This window comes from Streptomyces sp. NPDC091972 (assembly GCF_044756385.1).
GTDB lineage: Bacteria > Actinomycetota > Actinomycetes > Streptomycetales > Streptomycetaceae > Streptomyces.
The window spans coordinates 137935-159124 of record NZ_JBIVSV010000013.1; the positions used below are offsets into that span (position 1 = coordinate 137935).

General features: G+C 69.2%; 12 protein-coding genes and 1 pseudogene. 5 read left to right on the plus strand and 8 right to left on the minus strand.

Going from position 1 to position 21190, the window contains the following annotated elements:
• The first annotated feature begins 302 nt into the window (after positions 1-302).
• Positions 303-2003, plus strand: coding sequence for a glycosyltransferase (locus tag ACIQJT_RS32330; RefSeq protein ID WP_402649382.1), 1701 nt, complete (start codon positions 303-305; stop codon positions 2001-2003).
• Between the two features lie 181 nt (positions 2004-2184).
• The gene (locus ACIQJT_RS32335) at positions 2185-2310 is read left to right on the plus strand and encodes a hypothetical protein (protein WP_365461240.1); all 126 of its coding nucleotides are present in this window, start codon (positions 2185-2187) and stop codon (positions 2308-2310) included.
• A 6-nt stretch (positions 2311-2316) separates the two neighbouring features.
• On the opposite strand, the pseudogene ACIQJT_RS32340 reads toward ACIQJT_RS32335, so the two are convergent.
• The 3 genes and pseudogenes from ACIQJT_RS32340 to ACIQJT_RS32350 all read right to left on the minus strand — a co-directional run bounded on the left by ACIQJT_RS32340 (position 2317) and on the right by ACIQJT_RS32350 (position 7484).
• Positions 2317-3328: pseudogene (locus ACIQJT_RS32340) on the minus strand (aldo/keto reductase).
• 969 nt (positions 3329-4297) lie between these two features.
• Entirely contained in the window at positions 4298-5884 is a 1587-nt protein-coding gene (locus tag ACIQJT_RS32345) for an oxidoreductase (protein ID WP_402649481.1), read from the minus strand.
• A gap of 856 nt (positions 5885-6740) precedes the next feature.
• Positions 6741-7484 carry an SDR family oxidoreductase gene (locus ACIQJT_RS32350; RefSeq protein ID WP_402649482.1) on the minus strand — a complete coding sequence of 248 codons (744 nt, stop codon included), beginning with the start codon at positions 7482-7484 and terminating at the stop codon, positions 6741-6743.
• A 149-nt stretch (positions 7485-7633) separates the two neighbouring features.
• On the opposite strand from ACIQJT_RS32350, the gene ACIQJT_RS32355 reads away from it, so the two are divergent.
• Positions 7634-8467 (plus strand): helix-turn-helix transcriptional regulator, encoded by an 834-nt coding sequence (locus tag ACIQJT_RS32355; RefSeq protein ID WP_402649383.1) that lies wholly within the window; start codon positions 7634-7636, stop codon positions 8465-8467.
• A gap of 95 nt (positions 8468-8562) precedes the next feature.
• On the opposite strand, the gene ACIQJT_RS32360 is transcribed toward ACIQJT_RS32355, so the two are convergent.
• Positions 8563-9549, minus strand: a complete 987-nt coding sequence (locus ACIQJT_RS32360) for a zinc-dependent alcohol dehydrogenase family protein (RefSeq protein ID WP_402649384.1) — start codon at positions 9547-9549, stop codon at positions 8563-8565.
• 126 nt (positions 9550-9675) lie between these two features.
• Here ACIQJT_RS32360 and ACIQJT_RS32365 point away from each other — a divergent pair, with 126 nt between their 5' ends.
• Positions 9676-10266: a TetR/AcrR family transcriptional regulator gene (locus ACIQJT_RS32365; protein WP_402649385.1), complete on the plus strand. Its 591-nt coding sequence runs from the start codon at positions 9676-9678 to the stop codon at positions 10264-10266.
• A 251-nt stretch (positions 10267-10517) separates the two neighbouring features.
• On the opposite strand, the gene ACIQJT_RS32370 is transcribed toward ACIQJT_RS32365, so the two are convergent.
• Complete coding sequence (locus tag ACIQJT_RS32370; RefSeq protein WP_402649386.1) at positions 10518-11882, minus strand: MFS transporter; 1365 nt, start codon at positions 11880-11882, stop codon at positions 10518-10520.
• Between the two features lie 54 nt (positions 11883-11936).
• Here ACIQJT_RS32370 and ACIQJT_RS32375 point away from each other — a divergent pair, with 54 nt between their 5' ends.
• Positions 11937-12722 carry an AraC family transcriptional regulator gene (locus ACIQJT_RS32375; RefSeq protein WP_402649387.1) on the plus strand — a complete coding sequence of 262 codons (786 nt, stop codon included), beginning with the start codon at positions 11937-11939 and terminating at the stop codon, positions 12720-12722.
• Positions 12723-12977: 255 nt separating this feature from the next.
• Here ACIQJT_RS32375 and ACIQJT_RS32380 read toward each other — a convergent pair whose 3' ends face one another.
• The 3 genes from ACIQJT_RS32380 to ACIQJT_RS32390 form a co-directional block, all read right to left on the minus strand.
• Positions 12978-13121, minus strand: a complete 144-nt coding sequence (locus tag ACIQJT_RS32380; RefSeq protein WP_402649388.1) for a hypothetical protein — start codon at positions 13119-13121, stop codon at positions 12978-12980.
• Between the two features lie 215 nt (positions 13122-13336).
• Positions 13337-17623, minus strand: coding sequence for a discoidin domain-containing protein (locus ACIQJT_RS32385; RefSeq protein ID WP_402649389.1), 4287 nt, complete (start codon positions 17621-17623; stop codon positions 13337-13339).
• Positions 17624-17776: 153 nt separating this feature from the next.
• Positions 17777-21151, minus strand: a complete 3375-nt coding sequence (locus tag ACIQJT_RS32390) for a CARDB domain-containing protein (RefSeq protein ID WP_402649390.1) — start codon at positions 21149-21151, stop codon at positions 17777-17779.
• Positions 21152-21190: the final 39 nt, after the last annotated feature.

Here is a 21190-nt window from a genome sequence, read left to right on the forward strand (position 1 = left end):
GCCCCCGGGCCACCTCGGCCATCGCTCCGGTCATTCGCGCTCAGGTCACGCAGCCGCAGATCGCCGGCCTGTACCGCAGTCGGGTCAGTAGAAGAGGGCGCCGGCCTTGAAGCTGCGGTACTCATTGATCACGAGCCAGTACGCGGCCCCGGCGCCGTACTGATGCCGTACTGAACAGGAAGCACTCCCGGAGGCGGTCACCCATTGCTGCGGATGAGACAGCCTTCGCGAGAGTCGGAACGGAACGTCCAAAGCATCACGAGACGACACGTAGTCCGTTGTCTCGGTTGGGGGGAGTGTTCATGCTCAAGGTGAGCATTGTGGTGCCCGTGTACAACGCGGGCCGCTATATCGACATGTGTGCGCCGTCGCTGTTAGGCCAGACGCTGGGGGAGGACGCGTACGAGATCATCTATGTCGATGACGGTTCGACCGACGACTCGGCGCGGCGGCTGGAGGAGTTGGCGGGCGCGTACCGGCAGGTGCGGGTGATCCATCAGGAGAATTCCGGCTGGCCGGGCAAGCCGCGCAATGTCGGGGTCCGGGAGGCGCGCGGGGAGTACGTGCAGTTCGTGGACCAGGACGACGAGCTGACTCCCCAGGCCCTTGAGGTTTTGCACCGGATGGCCGACCGCAACCGCTCGGACATTGTGCTGGGCAAGGTCGTCGGCACCATGGCGGGCCCCAGCAATGTCTTCAAGCGCACCGTGGAGCGCTGCACGGTCGAGGACGCGCCGCTGATGGAGAGCCTGACGCCGCACAAGATGTTCCGCCGTGCTTTCCTGCTCGCCCACGACCTGAGGTTTCCCGAGGGGCCGGTGCGGCTGGAGGACCAGCTGTTCATGGCCCGCGCCTATGTGCGGGCCAAGACGGTCTCGATCGTCGCCGACCAGCCCTGCTACATCTGGAACCGCCGCGAGGACGGCGGCAACACCAGCAGCCGCGCCAGCACACCCGAGGACTACTACGGCCACCTGCGCACCGTGGTGGAAGCCATCAAGCAGGACACCCAGCCCGGCCCGCTCCAGGACCATCTGCTGCGCCGCTCCTACCGCGTGGAACTGCTGCGCCCGGTGGGCGAGCCGCGTGCCCTGCAACGCACCGGCAAAGACCTCGAACGCTACTTCGACGTGGTGCGCCGGATGGCGCTGGAGGCCTATCCGCCCGGTGTCCGTGACGGCCTGCCCGCCCTGACCCGGCTGCGCGCCCACCTGCTGGAGGAAGGACACCTGGACTCCCTCGTCGAGCTGGCCCGCCGCACCCGGGCCATCAGGCCGGAGCTGAGGGTCGACGACATCCGCTGGCGCGACGGAAAGCTGCACGTGAGCACCACGTTCGCCATGCGCCGCGGCGACGGTGAACCCCTCGCGCTGGTCGAGCGCTACGGTCGCATGCTCCTGGACCCGGACCTGCTGGCCGGCATCAAGGGCGCCGAGAACTGGGAGGCGGCGCATCCCCTGGGGCATGCCCACGGTGAGCTCCTGGTCCATGACACGGCTCGCGACCTGTGGTGGTACCCGGACGCGGACCTGATTCCGTGCACCCAGCCGCTGGGCGGTGGCCGCCACCGCGTGGTCCTCACCGGCGAGACACCCATCGACCCGCTCACCCTGGCCGGCGGCCGGCCCCTGGAAACCGGCACCCACATCGTGTGGGCCAGCGCCCAACTCCTGGGCGTGGGCCGCAGAGCACGCGTGACACGCAACGACGACACAACGCGCGGTGCAGGCCCCGAAGCCGGTATCAGCTTCGGCTCGGCCAGGGTCGGCACCCCACCCCACCTGGTGATCCCCGCCTGGGACGGCCCGGATGGGCAACTCCGCCTCTCCGTGCGCCCACCAGGCCGAGCCACGCTCCCTCACCACCTCTACCTGCGCACCACCTCGGCCCCACCCCTCCGCCGGGCGGCCCGCACGGTCCTGCACCGCCTCCCGCCGGACGTCCGCGGCCGCGCGAAGAAACTGGCACGCAAGGCGGACCCCTGGAGCGGCGGCCGGCCATAGCAGTCGCGGCTGCGCGGACGGCCGAGAGCTGTCCGCTACGGCAGCAGCCTCACCCCGGCCGTGAAGAAGGTGATCTTCCCCATCGTGGCTGTTCCGTCGGTTCAGGCGATTACTTCTGGTCGCTGTCTGGTGGCGAGGTTCAGCGGCGAGATGGATGGCGTGAGCGATCCGGTGTTCCGCCGTGCTCACCGCGCTGGCGGGCAGCGCTCGGATCATGCAGTTGCGCGCGACCGCCCTCAAGCACCGCCGGGCCGAACACGGGGCTGCGAGGGCCGGGGTCAAGGGCTCGACGAAGGCCTGGCGGTAGCCCGGACTACCGGGTGCTCGCCGGGGGCTGCTGCTTGTAGAAGGACTCCTTCAGGTAGGCGACCTCGTGCGGCTGGTAGGGCTCCTCCAGGTAGGCGGCCTCCTCTTCGTCGAGTTCGACGTCCACCGCGGTGACCGCGTCGGCCAGTTGGGCCGGTTTGGTGACCCCGACGATGGGGTGAGGTCACCGCCGGGTTGCGCATGACCCAGGCGAGGGCGACCTGGGCCGAGGACAGACCTCGCCTGGCCGCGATCTCGTGGACGCGCTCGGCCACTGCCTGATCCCCGTCGCGGTAGAGGATCTTGCCGCCCGGGTCTGTTGCTGCACGCGCCGTGGCAGTGTCCCGGACCCGTGTCAGCCTGCCCCGCGCCAGCGGGCTCCACGGGATCACGCCGATGCCCTGGTCGGCGCAGAGCGGAAGCATCTCCCGCTCCGCTTCCCGGTGGATGAGGTTGTAGTGGTCCTGCATCGACACGAACCGGGTCCAGCCGTTCAGGTCAGCCAGGTACAGGGCCTTGGCGAACTGCCAGGCGTACATGGAAGAGGCGCCGATGTAGCGGACCTTCCCGGACCTGACCGCGTCGTGCAGCGCCTCGAGGGTTTCCTCGATCGGAGTGTCGTAGTCCCAACGGTGGATCTGGTACAGGTCGATGTAGTCGGTCCCCAGTCGCTTCAGTGAGGCGTCGAGCTCGGCGAAGATCGCCTTGCGCGACAGCCCGGCGCCGTTCGGTCCGGGGCGCATCCGCATCCAGACCTTGGTGGAGAGAACGACCTCCTCGCGCCGGGTGAAGTCCTTGACCGCCTGACCGACGATCTCCTCGCTGCTTCCGGCGCTGTACCCATTGGCCGTGTCGAGGAAGTTGATGCCGGCCTCAAGGGCCTGCCTGATGATGTCCCGGCTGGCGTCCGCGCCCAACGACCAGGGCTCACCGCCCCGGTCCGGCTCGCCGAAGCTCATGCAGCCGAGGGTGATGACGGAGACTTCCAGTCCGGTCGCTCCGAGTTTGCTGTATCGCATGCTTCGGACCTAGAAGTTGGAGTGCGCTCTCACGCAAACTCGGGGGCATGGGGCATGGGGCATGGGGCATGGGGCATGGGGCATGCGGGATGCCCTGGTCGCGCCGCCAGCGCAGGCAACCGGTCTGCCCGAGGTAGGTGACGAGGGGCTGGACCGCTCGCTCGGTGATCTCGCAGGCGGCGAGCGCGTGCAACCGGGCTTGGGCATCTGCGCGATGGCCCGGAGGACCCTGATGTGGTCGGTAGGTAAGGCCCACCGCCGGTCTGGGGTGAGCAGAACCGGCCGCACGGCGAATCCCTGGAGTGATAGCGCTTCGTCCTGCTCGACGAGTGGCCCGCGAACGCGGAGTCCTGGTTCCGCGCCCGCTGCTTTGAGGCCCTGCTCGCCAGCGGCGTGCGGGGGTCGTCTCCTTCGCCGTCCCGGGACCATGGTTCGGCCTGGGTCTGACATTCGGGCCGCTGTTCAACGGCGTCATCGTGGAACACGCGAGCTGGCGGTGGATCCTCCTGTCGGCTCTGGTCGTAGGCGTGGTCACCGCGGTGGTCGGGGCGGTTGTCCACCTAGTCCCACTGCTGCCGGCGGCGGTTCTAGGCCAGGTCCGACGCGGCTTGTTCCATGTACAGCGATCGCACCGTGGTGCTGGCTGGCTTGTTGGGCACAGCCCTTGCTCCCTGTGTGTGGATGACCTGCGCATCGGACTCACGGGACCGCGTCGCGGCCGACCGCCTGTATCTCGGGGTCGTGGCGGATCACCACCTCTTCCTCCCGCGACGAGCAGGCAGCTGAGAGCGTGGGGCGGAGTACGCATGCAGTGTCCCCGAGACGGGTGGTACTCCGTCCGGGGTTGAGGGCGACTGAGCAGGGTTTCGAAAGCACGCAGCGTTACTGCTTCACAGAAGATGAGCCAGAGGCTGAGAACTGGCAACGCTCTGAGTGTGAATGCCGAGTCAGGTCGTGGCTGTTGGTTCGTTACTGGCGGTTTATCGCCCGTGAGATGCCAGCGGCGACGGTCGTGGCCAGGATCCACCCGGCAGCGGTCAGCGCATAGGCGAGCCACTGCCCAGTGCTTCGTGGTGCGAAGGCGACGTCCTGTCCGAAGGCGGTGATCGGGACGAGAAGGTCGAGCGTGTAGATGACGGCGTTGAATTGCGGCGCCTTTTCCGCTTCAAGAGGTGCGGGAGGATGGGCCGCGAAGAAGAGTGCGCCGCAGGCGAGTAGAGCGGTGAGCCAGAGGGCGGCGCGGAGTGGCCGGTAGCCGTAGCCGACGGTCGCGTCCTGGATGTAACCCCAGACGCGGGTGTGCAGGGGGAGCATGGCACGGCGACGGCGTTGCTTGGCGAGGAGCACCGTGCGTGCTTCGTCCTCGTGTCCGAGCCGTCTGTAAGCGGCTGCGAGCTGCTCGTACGGTTGGGGGATGTAGGCGTTGGTGCTGCCCCGGAGCCAGTCGAGCCGTTCGGCGGCCGACAGGGGGATGGCGAGGGCGTCGTAGGTGGTCTCGGCCAGTCGGAGGTCGGCGGGCCAGGTGCCGGGGGCGTCGTAGAGGGTGCCCAGATGGGCGTTGCTCGCGTCAACGGTGCCGGCGATCGGCTGCTGGGTGCGCAGATCGGTTTCCCGGGCTTGGGCCAGTCGCAGGGACAGGGCAGTGCCGCCAGGGTTCGTCAGCGTGGCATCGCGGAAGCTGAGCTGCGTGCCGATGCTGCTGCCGTCGAGTTTGATGCCGCCGTCGACGCGGAGCCCGAGGCCGAGGTCGAAGTTGCGGGCGACGGTGACGTCAACGGCTTCCAGCGCAACGTCGCCGGCGTTGTCCAGCCGAGCCCCACAGAATCCGATCGCCGCCGCGACTGTGGCACCGGAGAGAATGATCTTCCCTTCGGCGCTGAAGCCCGGGTGGAAGGTGAAGTCCTCGGTGATCTGGACGTGGTAGGCATCCAGGGCGTAGCCGCCGGGGTTGCGCAGGGAGGCGCCCTCCAGGTCGAACTCGCCGGAGATGGCGGCGCCGGAGCAGCGGAATGTTCCCCGGACCGCCAGGTTGGTGCACAGCACGTCGCCGCCCGCGATGAGGCGGACAGCGGATATCGCCTCGGCGCCGGGAGCGGTGATCACGGTGTCGCGGAGGTCGAGGTCGTTGTGGATCTGGGTGCGGGTAAGGACGAGGGGCCCGGTCAGGTGGCAGCGGGACAGGACCAGACGGCCGTCGAGCTGGGCTGTATCGGCGGCGAGACCTGGCAGGGCGCATCCGGTCAGGGCCAGCTCGCGGATTCTCGCGCCCCGAAGCAGGGGCACTTCGTCGAAGCGGCATTCGTCCAGGACGACGGGTACGGGAATCTCGGCGAACTGTAGATCCAGCCTGCCCGTGATGTGGGCGCCGGTCAGGCACAGTGCCGGGCGGTCGCCCGGGGCGGGATCGGTACCGGCACCCAGCAGCAGCGCCGCAATGACGTCGGCCCGCACCGCGGACTCCGCCGATTCCGGGACGTCGCGGACATCGACAATGTCGCCCTGGGCGAAGGAGTTCCACAACTCGCGTTCACCGGCGTTGAGTTCGTCGATACGCACGATCGACGATCTTTCCGGTTCGTTCCCCCCATGACAAGCACCTCGCGCCACACTGCGCATGGAGCTATCGCCTCCGCCCTGTGGCCAACAGCCGCAGCCGGATCGAGAATCTTCACCCCCACGAGCCCCCTAACTACCAAGCGCTCCTGGACGGTACAGATTGGGCCTCACTCGCCACCCCGCGCGAGATCGGGGGATTCTCTGCCGACGGCGCTGGCACGCATCCTCAGCCCCGACCCGGTCGTCAGGTCGGCCGCCACCGATGACGGCTAGCCACGACGTAGAGCGCCACGGGCAAGGTGGCTTCGTGGTAGGTGGCCTACACACGGACTGTGCGGTGAGGGCACGCAGCCCGCTGCCCCCGCCAAGGACCGCAGGCGCCCCGACCCCGCGCCTTACGGGCTACAGGACCGGCACCGTGGTTAGACCCGGCGGCGCGCGGCGACCAGAGCGTCGAGGGACGAGGGGGCGAATACCGGCATGTCGACCGCCCCGGTCCTGTTAGTGCCGTACTGCACTCGCCACCACGATCCTTCCAGGCTCTGGTGCGGTAGTGGTCCCTGATTGCCGACTAGTACTCTTGCTCCTCTCGGCCGTATCGACCAGGCCATCGCCGACGCCCCCGACGCATGGGATCGCCGCTCCTGCGGCGACGTCTCGCAGCGTCCGGCCGTAGTCGTCCGTGGCGGTATCCGGTCGGGTGGGGCCGAATTGCAGCGGCTGGGCAGGTCGCCCACGCCAGCGACGGAGTTGCCCGACGGCTGCGCTCCGCCTGCCCTGCCGGTGCGCAACTGGTGCTGGACGAGGCGCGCAGGCAGGTTTGCAGGTGGTGGAGCGGGCACTGGCCGGTCGGGGGTCAGCCCTGGGCGGTGGGGCGGATGACGATCTCGTTGACGTCGACGGTGTCCGGCTGGTCGAGGGCGTAGCTGATGGCCTGGGCGACGGCGGACGCCGGGATGGCGAGTTGCCGTGCGGCGGTGCGTGCCATCGTCTGTGCCTCGGCTGCGCCGCCTCGGTCCAGCAGTTCACTTTCGGTGAAGCCGGGGCTGATGATGGTGACGCGGATGTCGCGGTTTTCCTGGCGCAGTCCTTCTGAGAGGGCGCGGACTGCGTATTTGGTGGCGCAGTAGACGGCTGCGGTGGGGTCGACGCGGTGGCCGGCTACCGAGGCGATGTTGATGATGTGTCCGCTGGCCTGTTCACGCATTGTCGGCAGGACGGCGGCGATGCCGTACAGCGTGCCGCGGACATTGACGTCGAGCATTTGGTCCCACTCGTCGACGCGGCAGTCTGCCATCGGTGCCAGCGGCATCACGCCGGCGTTGTTGACCAGAGCGTCGATGCGGCCGTATCGGTTGAGGGCTGCGTCGACGAACGATGTGACGCTGTCGCGTCGTGTGACGTCGAGCGTGTGGTGGTCCAGTTCGCCGTCGGTCGCGCTCACCTGTTGGGCCAGCTCTGCCAGTCGGTCGGTGCGACGTGCTCCGGCCATGATCTGGTGGCCCGCGGCGGCCAGGTGTCGGGCCGTGGCCTCGCCGATGCCGCTGCTGGCCCCGGTGATCAGGACGACCTTCTTCTCCGAGGGGGTGGACGCAAGCATGAGAGTGATCTCCTTCGGGTGCACGAGGTGGCCGGTGGTGATGGCCACCGGCATCAGTCCACCCGCCGGGCACGTGCTCAGGAAGGCCGGGCCAGCCTGGGTGCCGCGCACCCAGGCTGCCCCGGCAGGCGCGCAGTAATGTCGGTCTCATGCACCGTGCGTCCGCCCAATCCCTCGGGGACTTCCTCCGCGCGAGCCGCGCCCGCCTGGAGCCGTCCGACGTCGGGCTCCCCGCCGGGAGTGGCACGCGCAGGGTCAAGGGCCTGCGCAGGGAAGAGGTCGCTGTACTGGCCGGTGTGAGCGCGGACTACTACATGCGACTGGAACAGGGCCGGGAGACCCACCCTTCGCCGCAGGTCGTCGGCGCGCTGGGCAGGGCACTGCGGCTGGACGCCGATGCGCGTGCCCACCTGCACCGGCTCGCAGGGCTGAGCCCCGCGGGCGAGGCCGGCGGCCTGCGCGACCAGGTGCACCCCAGCCTGCTGCGCCTGCTCGACTCCTTCCCCGACGCCGCGTCCTACGTCCTGGGGCCCGCGTTCGACATTCTGGCCACCAACGTGATCGCCGACGCCCTCCTTGAGCCCTTCGACGGGCAGACCAGCATGCCGCGGATCCTGTTCACCCACCCGCGTGCGCGCGAGGTCTTCCCGGACTGGCGGCTGGTCACCAGCGCGACCGTGTACGCGCTGCGCCTGAACGCGGCCCGCTTCAGCGACGTCCCGGAGATCGACGCACTCGTCCAGGAACTGCTGGAGGCGTCGGCGGAGTTCCGCGCCCTGTGGGAAGACCAGAAGGCCGGTGGTCTCACCCGGGCGTTCAAGGTGTTCGTGCATCCCGAGGCCGGGCGCATCGAGCTGACCTACGAGAGCTTCGACGTGCGGGCCGCGCCCGGCCAGGAACTGCTGGTGGGGTCGGCGCAACCGGGCAGCCGTAGCGCGCAGGCCCTCACCTACCTCGCGTCCATGGCCGCGCCCCGCCGCTGACACGGCCGGGCCCGCTGTGTGAGGGGGACCGGCGCCGCCCGCTCGCGTCGGGAAGCGACCAGCAGAGACAGCCGTGTGGGGCGATGCAGGCCAGGTCACGGCTCGATGTCGACCACGACCTTTCCGTTGGCCGTGCCGTTCACCACGGAACGGTGGGCGTCCGCCACGTCGGCGAGGGTGTAGCGCGTCCCGTCCAGCAGGGGACGCAGCTTGCCGTCGTCCACCAGCGCGGCGGCTTCGCGCAGGATGTCGCCGTGGTGCTCGCGGCCCTGGCCCGTCAGCATCGGCAGCAGCGTGAAGACACCCGAGTAGGTGGCTCCCCGGAACGACAAGGGTGCCAGCGCATGGGTGCCCCAGCCCAGCGCGCTCACGACATGGCCGGTGTAGGTGCGTACCGCCTCGAAGGAGGCGTCCAGGACCGTGCCGCCCACGGTGTCGTAGACGATGTCGAATCCGGCACCGCCGGTGTGCTCGGCGACGTACCTCTCCACGGGCACCGAGGTGTAGTCGATCGGCACCGCCCCCAGTTGGCGCACCACCGGCATCCTGGCCGCGGACACGGTCGCGAACACCTGTGCACCCTTGGCCGCCGCCAGCTGGACCGCGATGCTCCCCACGCCACCGGCGCCGCCGTGCACCAATACCTTGTGGCCGGCCCGGACGCCGGCCCGGTCCACCAGGCCTTCCCACGCCGTGATCACGGCCAGGGGCAGTGCGGCTGCCTCGCGCATGGACAGCGTGGCCGGCTTGTGGGCCAGCAGGCGGGCGTCGACCGCCGCGAACTCGGCGAGTGAACCCTGGAGGTCGCCGACGCCGCCGGTCAGACCGTACACCTCGTCCCCGGGAGCGAAACCGTTCACCCCGGGCCCGGTCTCCACCACCTGGCCGGCCAGGTCCATGCCCAGGATTGCCGGTGGCTGCACGCGGGCGTGGGCTGCCCGGCCCGCACTGATCTTCGTGTCCAGCGGGTTCACCCCGCTCGCGTGGATCCGTACCAGCACCTGTCCTTCCCCGGGCGTGGGCGGGTCGATCTCCCGCAATTCGAGCGGACCGGTGAACTCCTCCAACACAACCGCGCGCATGGCAGCACCCTTCTCCCAATGGCTCCGATGTCGGCTGCTCCGACTAATCGAACAGACTAGTACGTCTTATTAAGGTGCGCAAAGGGGTGCAGGACGGGTAGTGCGAGACGTACTAGTCTGTCTTGCATGGCGACGCGCGTACGCAAGACGAACACCGAGCAGAAGATCCTCGATTCGGCGGCAGGCCTCTTCCACCGCCACGGACTGAGGGGAGTAGGGGTGGATCAGGTCATCGCGGACTCCAAAGTGGCCAAGTCCACCCTGTACGCACACTTCCGCACCAAGGACGACCTCGTCGCCGCCTACCTGCGGCGCACGGACGAGTCGTGGATGGGGCGGTTGCAGGAGGCTGCCGACGCCGCGGGATCCGACCCCGCAGAGCAGTTGGTGGGCCTCTTCGACGCGCTGCTGGCCTCCTTCGACCGCCACGGCTTCTTCGGCTGCCCCTTCATCAGTGCCGCCGTCGAGGCCGAGCTCGATTCCAAGGCACACGCGGCCACCGTCGCCCACACCCGGCGCCGCCAGGAGTGGCTGACCGGCCTTGCCGGAGCCGCAGGCGCCGCACAGCCGGCCGAACTGGCTGCACACATCGGGCTGCTCATCGACGGAACCCTGGCCTCCGGACGCCTCCTGCAGGACCGGGCGGTCGTCGACGCCGCCAAGGCGTCCGCCCGGGCAGCCGTCCTCGCGCACACCGCCCGAACGACGAATATGTGAGCATTCCGGACGCCAGCCACCGGCTGTCGGGCGTGTACGGCTTCTGAGGGCCGGAACGCCGAGACGCGGCGTTCGCGCGGGGAGGCAGTCGGGGATGCGTGCTCGTCGGGAAGGGTCACTGTGCGGGCGGGCCGGTGCGGCCCGGTACAGGGGTCGGCAGGCGTGGTAGGGGAACAGGGCGTGCAACTACGGTTCGGCGTAGACGACTTGAGGCGTCCCTGAAGCAGACCGGTTGCACGCCCCCGGCCCGTTCATCCCTCAGCAGACCCTGGCACCCGAAGGTCCGGCTGCACATTCACGGCGGGCGCTGCGCGCTGTCGTTGCGAGCCCGCGTCGTAGTGCCAGAACGGTCGCACCAGGGCCGCGGCGGCCACCACCAGGACCAGGCACACGAGGGCGCTGCCCGGCCAGGCGATGCCCAGCCCCATGGTGGCCGCCATGGCTCCCGCGCGCAGATCACCCAGCCGGGGGCCGCCCGCGACGACGACGGTGAAGACTCCCTGCAGGCGTCCCCGCAGAGCGTCAGGAGCACACGTCTGCAAGATGGTCTCCCGGTAGACCGCGCTGACGAGATCGGCGGCCCCGGCACAGGCCAGCAGGACAACAGCCGTCCACAGGCGGTACGTGGTTCCTGCGAGGCCGATCGCCACGGCCCAGCCCGCCACAGCCGCCGCCAGCGCCACGCCCTGACGGCGTACCTTCGCGATCCAGCCGCTGAACAGCCCCGCCGCGAGGGACCCGATGGCGATGGAGGTGTAGAGCAGGCCCACGCCGCCGTGGAAGCGGGTGTCGGCCACCTGCGGGAAGAGCGCTGTCGGCATGGCCAGCACCATGGCCGCGATGTCGAGCGCGAAGGACATCCACAGCACGGGGTTGCCGCTGATGAAGCGCAGTCCGTCCCACACGGAGCGGAGGCCACCTTGCGACGAGCCCGTGTGGACCGGTTGCACCGAGGGCAGGCGGTACGCCGAATACAGCAGCAAGGTGAAAAGGACGGCATCGACGCCGTACGCCCAGGCGAAGCCGCCGGGCAGCGCGAGGAAGACACCCGCACAGAGCGGACCGGCCACCTGGCCGAGGTTTCCGACGGTGAAGTACAGGGTGTTGGCCGCGGGTATCAGGTCGGGCGGAACGATCCGGGGAATGATCGCGCCGCGTGCGGCGGACGACATGGCGAACGTCGCCGCCTGGGCGGACACGAGCACGATGATGAACGGCACCGAGCGCAGATCTGCCAGAGCCTGGGCCAGCAGGGCCAAGGTGATCAACCAGGTGCCGACGGACGCCCACAGATAGAGCCGACGGCGGTCGACGCGGTCGGCGACGGCGCCGCCGTACAGGCCGAACACGACGATCGGAAGCAGTCCGGCCAGTCCGGTGTAACCGACGTACAAGGACGAGTGCGACAGTGCGTAGACCTGTACCGGCACGGTGACAGCGGTGACCATCGTGCCCACGTAGGCGGCTGCCTGCGCGAGCAGGAGGCGCCGAAAGGCCGCCACGGACAGGGGGCGCGGGTCCAGGGCCGCCGCGCGCATCCTGCGCGCCAGGCGCCGGGACACCCCGCCTTCGTGCCGGCCGCGTCTGCCCGGCGAGGACGATCGTGAAGTGCTCATGGCCTCACGCTCGCAGGCGGCCGTGAAGCCGCGCTTCCGATAATCTGCCGTTCAATGTCGCAGAACAGCCAGACGGACCCGCACCCGACGAGCACACGGCACGAGCACATCGCCGGCCAGCTCATCGGCCGCCACCGCCACGCGTTCCACCAACTCATCTACGTCAGCACCGGCGTCCTCGCCGTACAGACCGGAGAGGCGTCCTGGGTCGCCTCCAGCGCCCAGGCGATGTGGATCCCGGCGGACACCTGGCACCAGCACCGGGTCCACGGCCACAGTCGTGTGCACACCATTGGATTCGCGCCGGAGAACCCTCCGCTGCCGTCCGCCTCGCCCGCGGTCGTCTCCGTCGAGCCCTTGCTGCGGGAACTGCTCATAGCGCGCAGTGACCCAGGGCTGACGGCACCGGAGTCGCAGCGCCTTGAGGCGGTCATGCGCGACAGATTGCGGCGCTCTCGCTCACAGCCGCTCACCCTTCCCACACCCCAGGACCCCCGACTGGTGCGGGCTTGCGGCCTGGCCGCCGAGGATCTGACACAGATCCGCACCGTCTCCTGGCTGGCCCGGCAGTCCGGAGTGGGTGAACGCACCCTGTCACGGCTGTTCCGGACCGAATTCGGCATGACCTACCCGCAGTGGAGAACCACCAACCGGGTGTTCCACGCCATGATCCAGCTCGCTGAGGGTGCCACCGTCACTGAGACCGGACAACGCTGTGGATGGGCGACGACGAGCGCCTTCATCGACACCTTCACCCGCACCATCGGCCAGACGCCCGGCAGCTACCGGGCCGCGGCGGGCGAGGTTCCCCGCCGCTTGCCGTCGCTCCCCGACGCGTGAGCACGCAGCCGGCCAGCCGCTTCGAGGCGGGGACCGCCTGAGCGCGCCCTGTGGCCCCGAGGCGAGACCACGGCCACAGAGCCTGACCGCACTGTTCGGCGGTGCGGGACAGTGGCCGTCACATGGCGACGTCCGCCGACACGGCGGCTGCGATGAAGCGCGACGAAGGGGGTGCGGGTGTCGGCGGGGGCGGGGCACCGATGCCACGAAGGGTCATGAAGGTGCCCCGCCCCTGCGGCGCCGGTGTGCGTCAGGTCAGCGGGAGTCGGCGCTGTCCGCGTCCGGGTCGTCGCCCGGGTAGTCGTAGAACGCGGTGCCGAGCTTGGGCAGCCAGCCCACGGTCGCCACCGGTGAGTCCCCGTCCCGGGGATGCTGCGGCGGCAGACCGGCGTTGATCACCGGACCCCAGCCGACGGTGGGAAAGCGTTCACGCCCCTGGCGACCCCATTCCCGGCCTTGCGAGGTGCTCCGGCTCCCGTCCGCTGGGTGCGGTGGCACCCGTCGTCGGCCGGCCACGAGCGTCATGTGTGGCGCAGGAAGCCGGAGTCGCGGTCACCGGAACGAACCCGCGCCCGCTGCGGAGTGCAGCGGGCGCGGAGATTGAGCGGTGGGCCTCAGCAGGGGTTGACAGTGAGTTTGAGCGGAGTCGTGTTCCGTATGTCCTGAGCGTTGTTGCTGGTGCGCAGGCAGTTGATGGTGGCCTCGCCCAGCGCTGGACCCTGATCCGGCTCGGGTAGTTCGTTGGCCCAGATTCCGAAGCCGGATTTGGCGTCCCAGGCGTCGCCGCTCTTGCGGGCTCCGCTGATGGAGATGTCGGTGAAGACCGTGTCCTTCACCGGGTACTCGGCTTGGCCGTTCTTGTAGTTGGTCTGGAACATGATGCCGCTGTAGGTGGGATCGACGATGTCCACGTGGTTGACGCGGATGCCCTGGAAGACCTTGGAGGCGGAGAAGACCCAGATGCCGGGGAAGGTCTGGTTGCCCCAAAAGTGTCCGCCCGCTCTGACGATCGAGATGTTCTCGAAGGTCGTGGGATCGGTTCCGAAGCCGTTCATCGGATAGCCGAAGTCGAGCGAGGAGATCGTGATGCCGGAGTAGACGAGCGTGTCCGCGATGTGGATGTTGCGGAAAGTGTTGTTGTAGCCGCCGTAGACGGCGACACCCGCGGCGCGCCAGGTCAGGGTGGTGGTGAGGTTCTCGTAGACGTTGTTCTTCATGTCGGCGCCGCCGGCGTCGATGGCGGAGAACAGGGCGAAGCTGTCGTCACCGGTGGCGCGGGCGTCGTTGTTGGTGACCAGGTTGTCGGTGGATCCGTTGGTCATGTTGATGCCGTCCGCGAACATGTCGCGGATGCGTGAGTTCTTGATGGTGATGCGGTCGGTGTTGGCGCCCCAGTAGAGGCACACCATGTGCTCGTTCCAGACGTCGTCGATGGTGATGTCGGAGACGTTCGCGAAGTCGAAGACCTTGCCGGGGCCGTTGATGCGCGAGGTGTAGTTGCCGAAGTAGGCGAAGCCCTTGAAGAGCGACCCCTTGGCGGTGGCGTCGGCGCGGAAGCCGATGTCGGTGTTGTCCTGGGTGGTGGGTGCCTGGAACTGCGTGTACCAGGGGCCGGCTCCGACGACCTTGACGGCCTTGCCGTAGACCTGGAACTTGCTGGAGGTCTGGTAGTCGCCGGGCGGCAGGTAGACGCCGACGAGGGTGCCGGTGGTGTCCATCCGGACCTTGTCGAGCGCGTTCTGCACGTCCTGGTGGGTGAAGCCGGCGGGCACGGTGTACGACGCGGGGTCGGGGTTGCCGACCGGTGCGACCTGTTCCAGGTTGACGAAGTCGATGGAGTAGGTACTGGTGTTGGCACTGTCCTTCTGGAGGCGGATCTTGCTGCCGGCGGGCACGGTCTCGCCGAGGAGGACGTGTGCCTCGTCGTAGATGTGCCGCGGTGCGCCCGCTCCGGGCGAGTTGCCGGGTTCCGCCTCCGCGCCGTACAGCCAGGCGTACTTGGAGGTGAGCGGGACGGCCTTCTTGAAGGCGCCGTCGATGTAGAGATCGAGGGTGGAGTCGATTCCGCCGCCGCCCGGCGCGTCCGGGATGGAGAAACGGGTCACCAGGGTGTTGGTGGCGGCGCGGGTGGTGAACTCGACGTACTCACCGGTGGCGTCCAGGCGGACGGCCTTGCGTCCGGAGGCCTCACCGGCGGGGTCGCCCACGGTGCGGTTGGGCCCGAGGACGGTGGCGCCGCCGCCGGTCGTGCCGTCCTCCGCCTCGTACATGTCGTACGGCATGTTGGCGCCGCGCCCGACGAACAGCGACTGGGTGGCGGTGTTGTTCTCCCGCTTGACCGGCAGTTCGTTGTCGTCGGCCGCGAGGACGGTCCGGACCGTGTAGGTGCCGTTGGCCGCTGTCCAGGTGCCGAGGGTGACGACCTTGGAGTCCCCGGCTGCGAGAACACCGTCGTGGGAGCCGGTCAGTGTCTTGAGCGTGCCGCCCTGCTTGTCGAGCAGGGCGAGGGTCACGCCGTGGCTGCCTGCCGCGGTGGGTTCGGTGCCCTGGTTCTTGACCGTGACCTTGAAGGAGACGGTGTTCCCGGCGGACGGGCTGCTCGGGGTGGTCGTGACCGAGGTGGTGACCAGGTCGGAGCTGGCTACGGGCTTCACCACGAGGGCGGTGGGCCGGGTGTAGGTGTTGTTGGTCTCGTTCTGTTCGATCACCACGCCCGTGTCGTCCGCGACGGCGCTGAGCTCGTAGGAGCCCGCCTCGCGTTGGCCGATGGACGCGCTGACGGTGGTCTGCGCACCCGCCGCGAGTGCGCCGACGTCTGCGGTGGCGACCTTGGTGCCACCTAGGCGCAGGGCCAGCTTGCTCGCCGCCGCGGCGGCGGGGCCGTCGTTGCGGACGGTTGCCGCGACGGTGATGGAGTCGGACTCGACCGGTGCGGCCGGTGACGTGGTCAGGCCCGTGACGACCAGGTCAGGGTTGGGTGCGGGAACGCCGATAACCTGCAATTCGGCGACCTGCCCCGCCGGGGCACCGGAGTTGGCGGTGAGACGGAGCCGGACGTCGGCCGTCCGGGCGGTGAGCGGGATCGTGACGGTGTTGGCGCTCGCCGGGTCGAAGGAGTAGCTCTTGGCGGCCACGAGGCTGGTGAAGCCGGAGGCGCTCTGCTCCCGGCCGAGGACCTCGATGGTCTGGGTGCGGGCCGACCACGCGCTGTCGGGGTTCAGCTTGACGGCGAGGCGGTCGACGTCGGCGTTGGCGCCGAGCTTGACGGTGAGGGTGTTCGGGTAACTGCCGCCCGCTCCCTCCCAGTAGGTGGAGGTGTTGTTGTCGTTGGCGTTCGCGGCGACGAAGTTGTTGACCGTGGAGGACGCCTCGATCGGCTTGCCGACGGCGAGGTTGGAGCCGGTGCCGCCGCTGCCGTTGCGGGTGACGCTGTTGCTGTTGCCGGACTGGTTGCCGGCGGCGTCCTTGGCCCGGACGTAGTAGGTGACGGTGCTGGTCGCGGGCTGGGTGTCGGTGAACGTGGTGACGTTGCCGGCGACACTGTCGCGGAGGGTGTTGTTGGCGTAGATGTCGTAGCCGGTGACGCCGGTGTTGTCGGTGGAAGCCGTCCAGGTCAGGCGGATCTGGCCGGTCGCGGGCTCGGTGTACGCCAGGTTGGCGGGCGCGGTGGGCGCCTGGGTGTCTCCGGCGTCACCGATGCGGGTGACCGTGTTGCTGTCCGGGGACTGGTTGCCGGCGGCGTCCTTGGCACGGACGCGGTAGGAGACGGTCTGGTTGGACGGGCGGGTGTCGGTGAACGTGGTGACGTTGCCCGCGACGCTGGTGAGCAGGGTGTTGTTGGCGTAGATGTCGTAGCCGGTGACGCCGGTGTTGTCGGTGGAAGCCGTCCACGTCAGGCGGATCTGGCCGGTTGCCGGTTCGGTGTACGCCAGGTTTGCGGGCGCGGTGGGCGCCTGGGTGTCGCCGTCGGCCGGGCCGTAGATCTCCAACTCGGATATCTGCGCTGCGGGTTGTCCGGTGTTGGCGGTGACCAGGACGCGGACGTATCGGGCGGTGGTGGAGTCGAAGGTGATCGTGGCGGTGTTGTCGTTCGCCGCGTTGAAGGCGTAGGACTGGGAGGCCGTCAGGTCGGTGTAGGCGGTGCCGTTGATGCTGCTCTGGAGCTTGAGGGTCTGGCTGCGGGCGCCCCAGTTGGCGGGCAGCTTCAGGACGACCCGGTTGACCGCGACCGAGGCTGCGAGGTCGGCCTCCAGCCACTGCGGGAAGGCGTTGTTGGCGCTCTCCCAGTAGCTGGCCCGGTTGCCGTCGTTGGCGTTGGGTGCGGCGTAGACGTCGGTCTGGCTGGCGGCCTTGAGGGTCTTTCCGATCGCGAGGTTGGTGGAGGAGTCGCCGGCGGCGTGGACCTCGAGCTCGGAGAGCTGGGCTGCCTGCCATCCGGTGTTGGCGCTGATCGCGATGCGGACGTAGCGGGTCTGGGTGGCCGGGAAGGCGATGGTGACCGTGTTGGCGGAGGCGGGGCTGAAGGAGTAGGCGGCGGACGACTTCAGGGTGGTGAAGCCGGTGCCGTCGGCGCTGCCCTGGACGGAGAGCGTCTGGGAGCGGCTCTCCCAGGTGGCGGGCAGCTTCAGGACGACCTCGTCGACACGTTCGCTGCTGCCGAGGTCGGTCTGGACCCACTGGGGCAAGCTGGAGCCCGCGCTCTCCCAGTAGGTGCTCTGGTTGCCGTCGGTGATGGTGGCGGCGGCGTAGCCGCTGTTGGCGCTGCTGGCCGAAGCGGTGTCGCCGAGCGCGATGTTGGGTCCGCCCGCGGCGTGGGCGGACATCAGGGGAGCGCCCAGGCCCAGCAGGCAGGTCACCAGCGCGGCACTCAGCCACCGTGGTCTCCAGGAGGGGGTTCTCATCGTTCCTCGCATTCCGGCGGCGCGCCTCGGGTCCGGGGCGCGGATCGGGAGGGCATCGGCGGTTGACGCCGTGTTGTTCGCTCTGTGCGTGGAGGGGTCGCGTGCCGGAGCGGCGGCCCGTCAGGAGCGGGCCGCCGTCCGGTTCGTGGGTCGTCAGTTGCGGGTGATCTGGAACTGCGAGCCCGGTTCGATGCAGACGTCGCCCTCCGCCGAGCCGGTGATGTTCACGCCGGTGAGGGTCGCGCTGCCCCGGGCGCCGCTCATGGCGAGGACTCCGCAGCCGTTGACCGAGTTGTCGATGCGGACGTTGCTCACCTTCACGCCCGGCATCGCGCCGCCCCCCGTCTTGAACTGGAGGCCGTCGTACGTCGAGTCGTGGATCTCGGTGTCCCGGATGGTCACGCCCGGGATGTCGGGACCCTGCGCGAACAGGGTGATGGCGCCGAACTCCTGGGCCTCGCCCCAGAACGCCCCGCCCGTGCGGTGCAGCGCGTTGTTGGCGATGAGGGTCTGTCCCGAGAACGGGATCGGGTCGTGGTCGGTGGCCAGCATGATGCCGGGGTAGTTCATCGTGTCGGAGACGACGTTGTTCTCGATGGTGTTGCCGTAACCGCCGTACACCGCGATGCCGTTGGCGCGCCAGGGGAGTTGGACGGTGTTGTTGCGGAAGTGGTTGTCGTGCCCGACGTCGACCGAGGTGTCCTTGACGTACTTGCTGGCCCACACGGCCAGCGCGTCGTCGCCGGTGTTGCGGAAGGACGAGTTGTAGACGGTCGAATTGCGGGTGCCGTTGGTGAAGTTGATGCCGTCGGCGTAGGTGTCACGTACCCGCATGCCGGTGAACTCCAGTCCGTCGCCGGGGTTCCAGAGCTCGGGGATGTTGGAGTAGTCGCGGCCGACCCATACGCCGACGTTGGCGTGCTCGATCCAGACGTTGCTGATCTTCGTGTTCTTGCCGAAGCGGCCGTTGAGGCCGACGCCGCCCTCGGCGTTGCCGTCGCCGCCGCGGATCGTGCCGGAACCGAAGATCGCGATGTCGGAGATCTTGGTGTTGTCGTCGATGTCGAAGCCGAAATTGCCCTCGTGCGGGTGGTTGATGCCCCCCGCGTCCTGCGGTGCGGTCAGCGTGTACAGCTGCGAGTGCCACATGCCGGCGCCGCGGATGGTCACGTCACGGATGCCGACCTGGTTGTACTGGCCCCGGTTGAGCGGGTCGTCGGTGAGAATCTTCTGTTCCTGGCGCCACTGCCCCGCGGGGATCCACACACAGTCGATCGTGCCGTTCTGGTCGGCGGTGACGGCCCGTTGGATGGCGTCGGTGTCGTCGATGCCGTCGTTGGGCACGGCGCCGTAGGCGGTGATGGACGTGCATTCGGCCGGCTTCGACGCCGCGGGGGCGACCTGTTCCAGGTCGACGAGGTCCACGACGTAGTAGGCGGCGTCGTCTCCGGAGTCGCGCTGGAGGCGGAAGGTGGTGCCTGCGGGGTAGCTCTTGCTCAGCAGGGCGTTCGCCTCGTCGAACAGACGTCGTGCGTCACCGCCGGGCCGGTTGGTGAGCCCTTCGGGATCGTCGGTGCTGCCGTAGAGCCAACTGTGCTTCGAGGACAGGTTCAGCTTGCGTACGAACGTCCCGTCGGCGTACAGGCTGAGGGTCGCGTCCCGGCCGCCGCCGGCAGCGGCGTCGGGGATGGAGTTGCGGACGACGACGGAGTTGGCGGCGTTGGTGGAGGTGAACTCCACGTAGTCGCCGGTGGTGTCGAGGCGCACCGACTCGCGGCCCGAGGACTCGGTGGCGAAGTTGGTGTGGCCGAAGGTCCGCTTGCGGTCGGCGACGAGCAGGCTGCCGCGGTAGCGCCCGGCTTCCGCCTCGTACTCGGTGTAGGGCACGGCGGCTCCGCGTCCTACGACGATGGAGCGGGCGAAGATGTTGTTGCCCTCGTTGGTCTCGGTGACCGTGTCGGTGGCGTCCGCGGTGGCTGTCAGGGTCGCACCGCCGCTGGTGGCCTTCCAGGTGCCGCCGATCGTGACGTCGGCCGTTGCGCCGGCGGCGATCGCGGGTGCGGTGCCCCGGAGGGTGCTGCTGCCGACGGTCAGTTGGGTGACGGTCCCGGCGGCGACGGCGGTGGTGCCGCGGTTGCGGACCGCGACGGTGAAGGAGACGTCGGCGCCGACCGCAGGGGAGGACGGGGTGGTGGTGATCCCGGTGACGGTGAGGTCGGGTCCTGGGCTCTGCGAGACCGTCAGTTTCGTGGCCGCGGTGCGGCTGTTGTTGCCGTTGTCGGACTCGGTGACGGTGTCGTTGGGGTCGACCACCGCGGAGACCGTGTAGGAGCCCATCGGCCGCTTGCCCACGGGTACGTCGACCGTGGTGGACTGTCCCGCGGCGAGCGATCCTACGGAGGCCGATCCGGCGACGGTTCCCTCGACGCTGACGTTGAGCGTGCTCGCGGGTGCGGCGGCGTTGCCCGCGTTGCGGACGGTTGCCTTGACGCTCACCGCGTCCGACTCGGACGGGGAGGCGGGGGACCAGGTCAGGTCGGTGACGACGAGGTCCGGCTGCGGGGTGGCCGTTCCGAGTACCTCGATCTCGGCGACCTGGGCACCGGGCGCACCGGTGTTGGAGGCGAAGGCGAGCCGTACGTCGGCGATGCGGCCGGTGACCGGGACGAGGACGCTGTTGCCGCCGGAGGAGGGGCTGAAGGCGTAGTCGCCGCGTGCCTTGAGGCTCTTGAACGAGGTCTGGTCCGAGGCCCTGCCGAGGATCTCGAAGGACTGGGTGCGCGGCCCCCAGGCCGCGTCGGGGTTGAGCTTGACCCGTACGGCTTCGACGTCGCCGTCGGAGCCGAGCTTGACCGTGAGGTTCGCCGGGAAGCCGGCCGACTCCCAGTAGCTGCCGAGGTTGCCGTCGTTGGCGTTGGCCGCAACGTAGTTCTGGGTCGTCGAGGAGGCCTCGACCGGCTTGCCCCGGGCGAGGTCGCCGGCCTCGACCGGCGGCTCCTCCGGGTCCTGGCCGCCTTCGCCGAAGACTTCCAGTTCGGACAACTGGGCAGCGTTCCAGCCGGTGTTGGAGGCGACCTGGATGCGCACGTAGCGGGCCGTGGCGGTCGGAAGGTCGATGCTGACCGTGTTGGCGGCGGAGGAGTTGAAGGTACGGCCCTGTCCGGTGACGAGCGTGGTGAACGAGTTGCCGTCGGTGCCGGCCAGGACGGACAGGGACTGGGTGCGCGTCTCCCAGCTCGTGGGCAGCTTCAGCGCGACATGGTCCAGGGAGACCGCCGCCCCCAGGTCGACCTGCACCCATTGGGGGAACGAGCCCGTGGGTCCCTCCCAGTACGACTGTTGACTGCCGTCCGTCACGTTGGAGGCCGGATAGCCGCCGAGGGAGCCGCCTGCGGTGGCTGTGCGGCCGAGGGCGAGGTTGACCTCGGCGGGGGCGGCATGGGCTGGGACGGGGAGCAGTCCGAGAACGGTCAGGCCCGCCGCCAGCAGGCCTGTCCCCAGCCGTCTTCTCAGGTGTGTACGTCTCATGTTGGCCTCTCCGCACCCCGGGCGCGGCAGGGCGTTCCC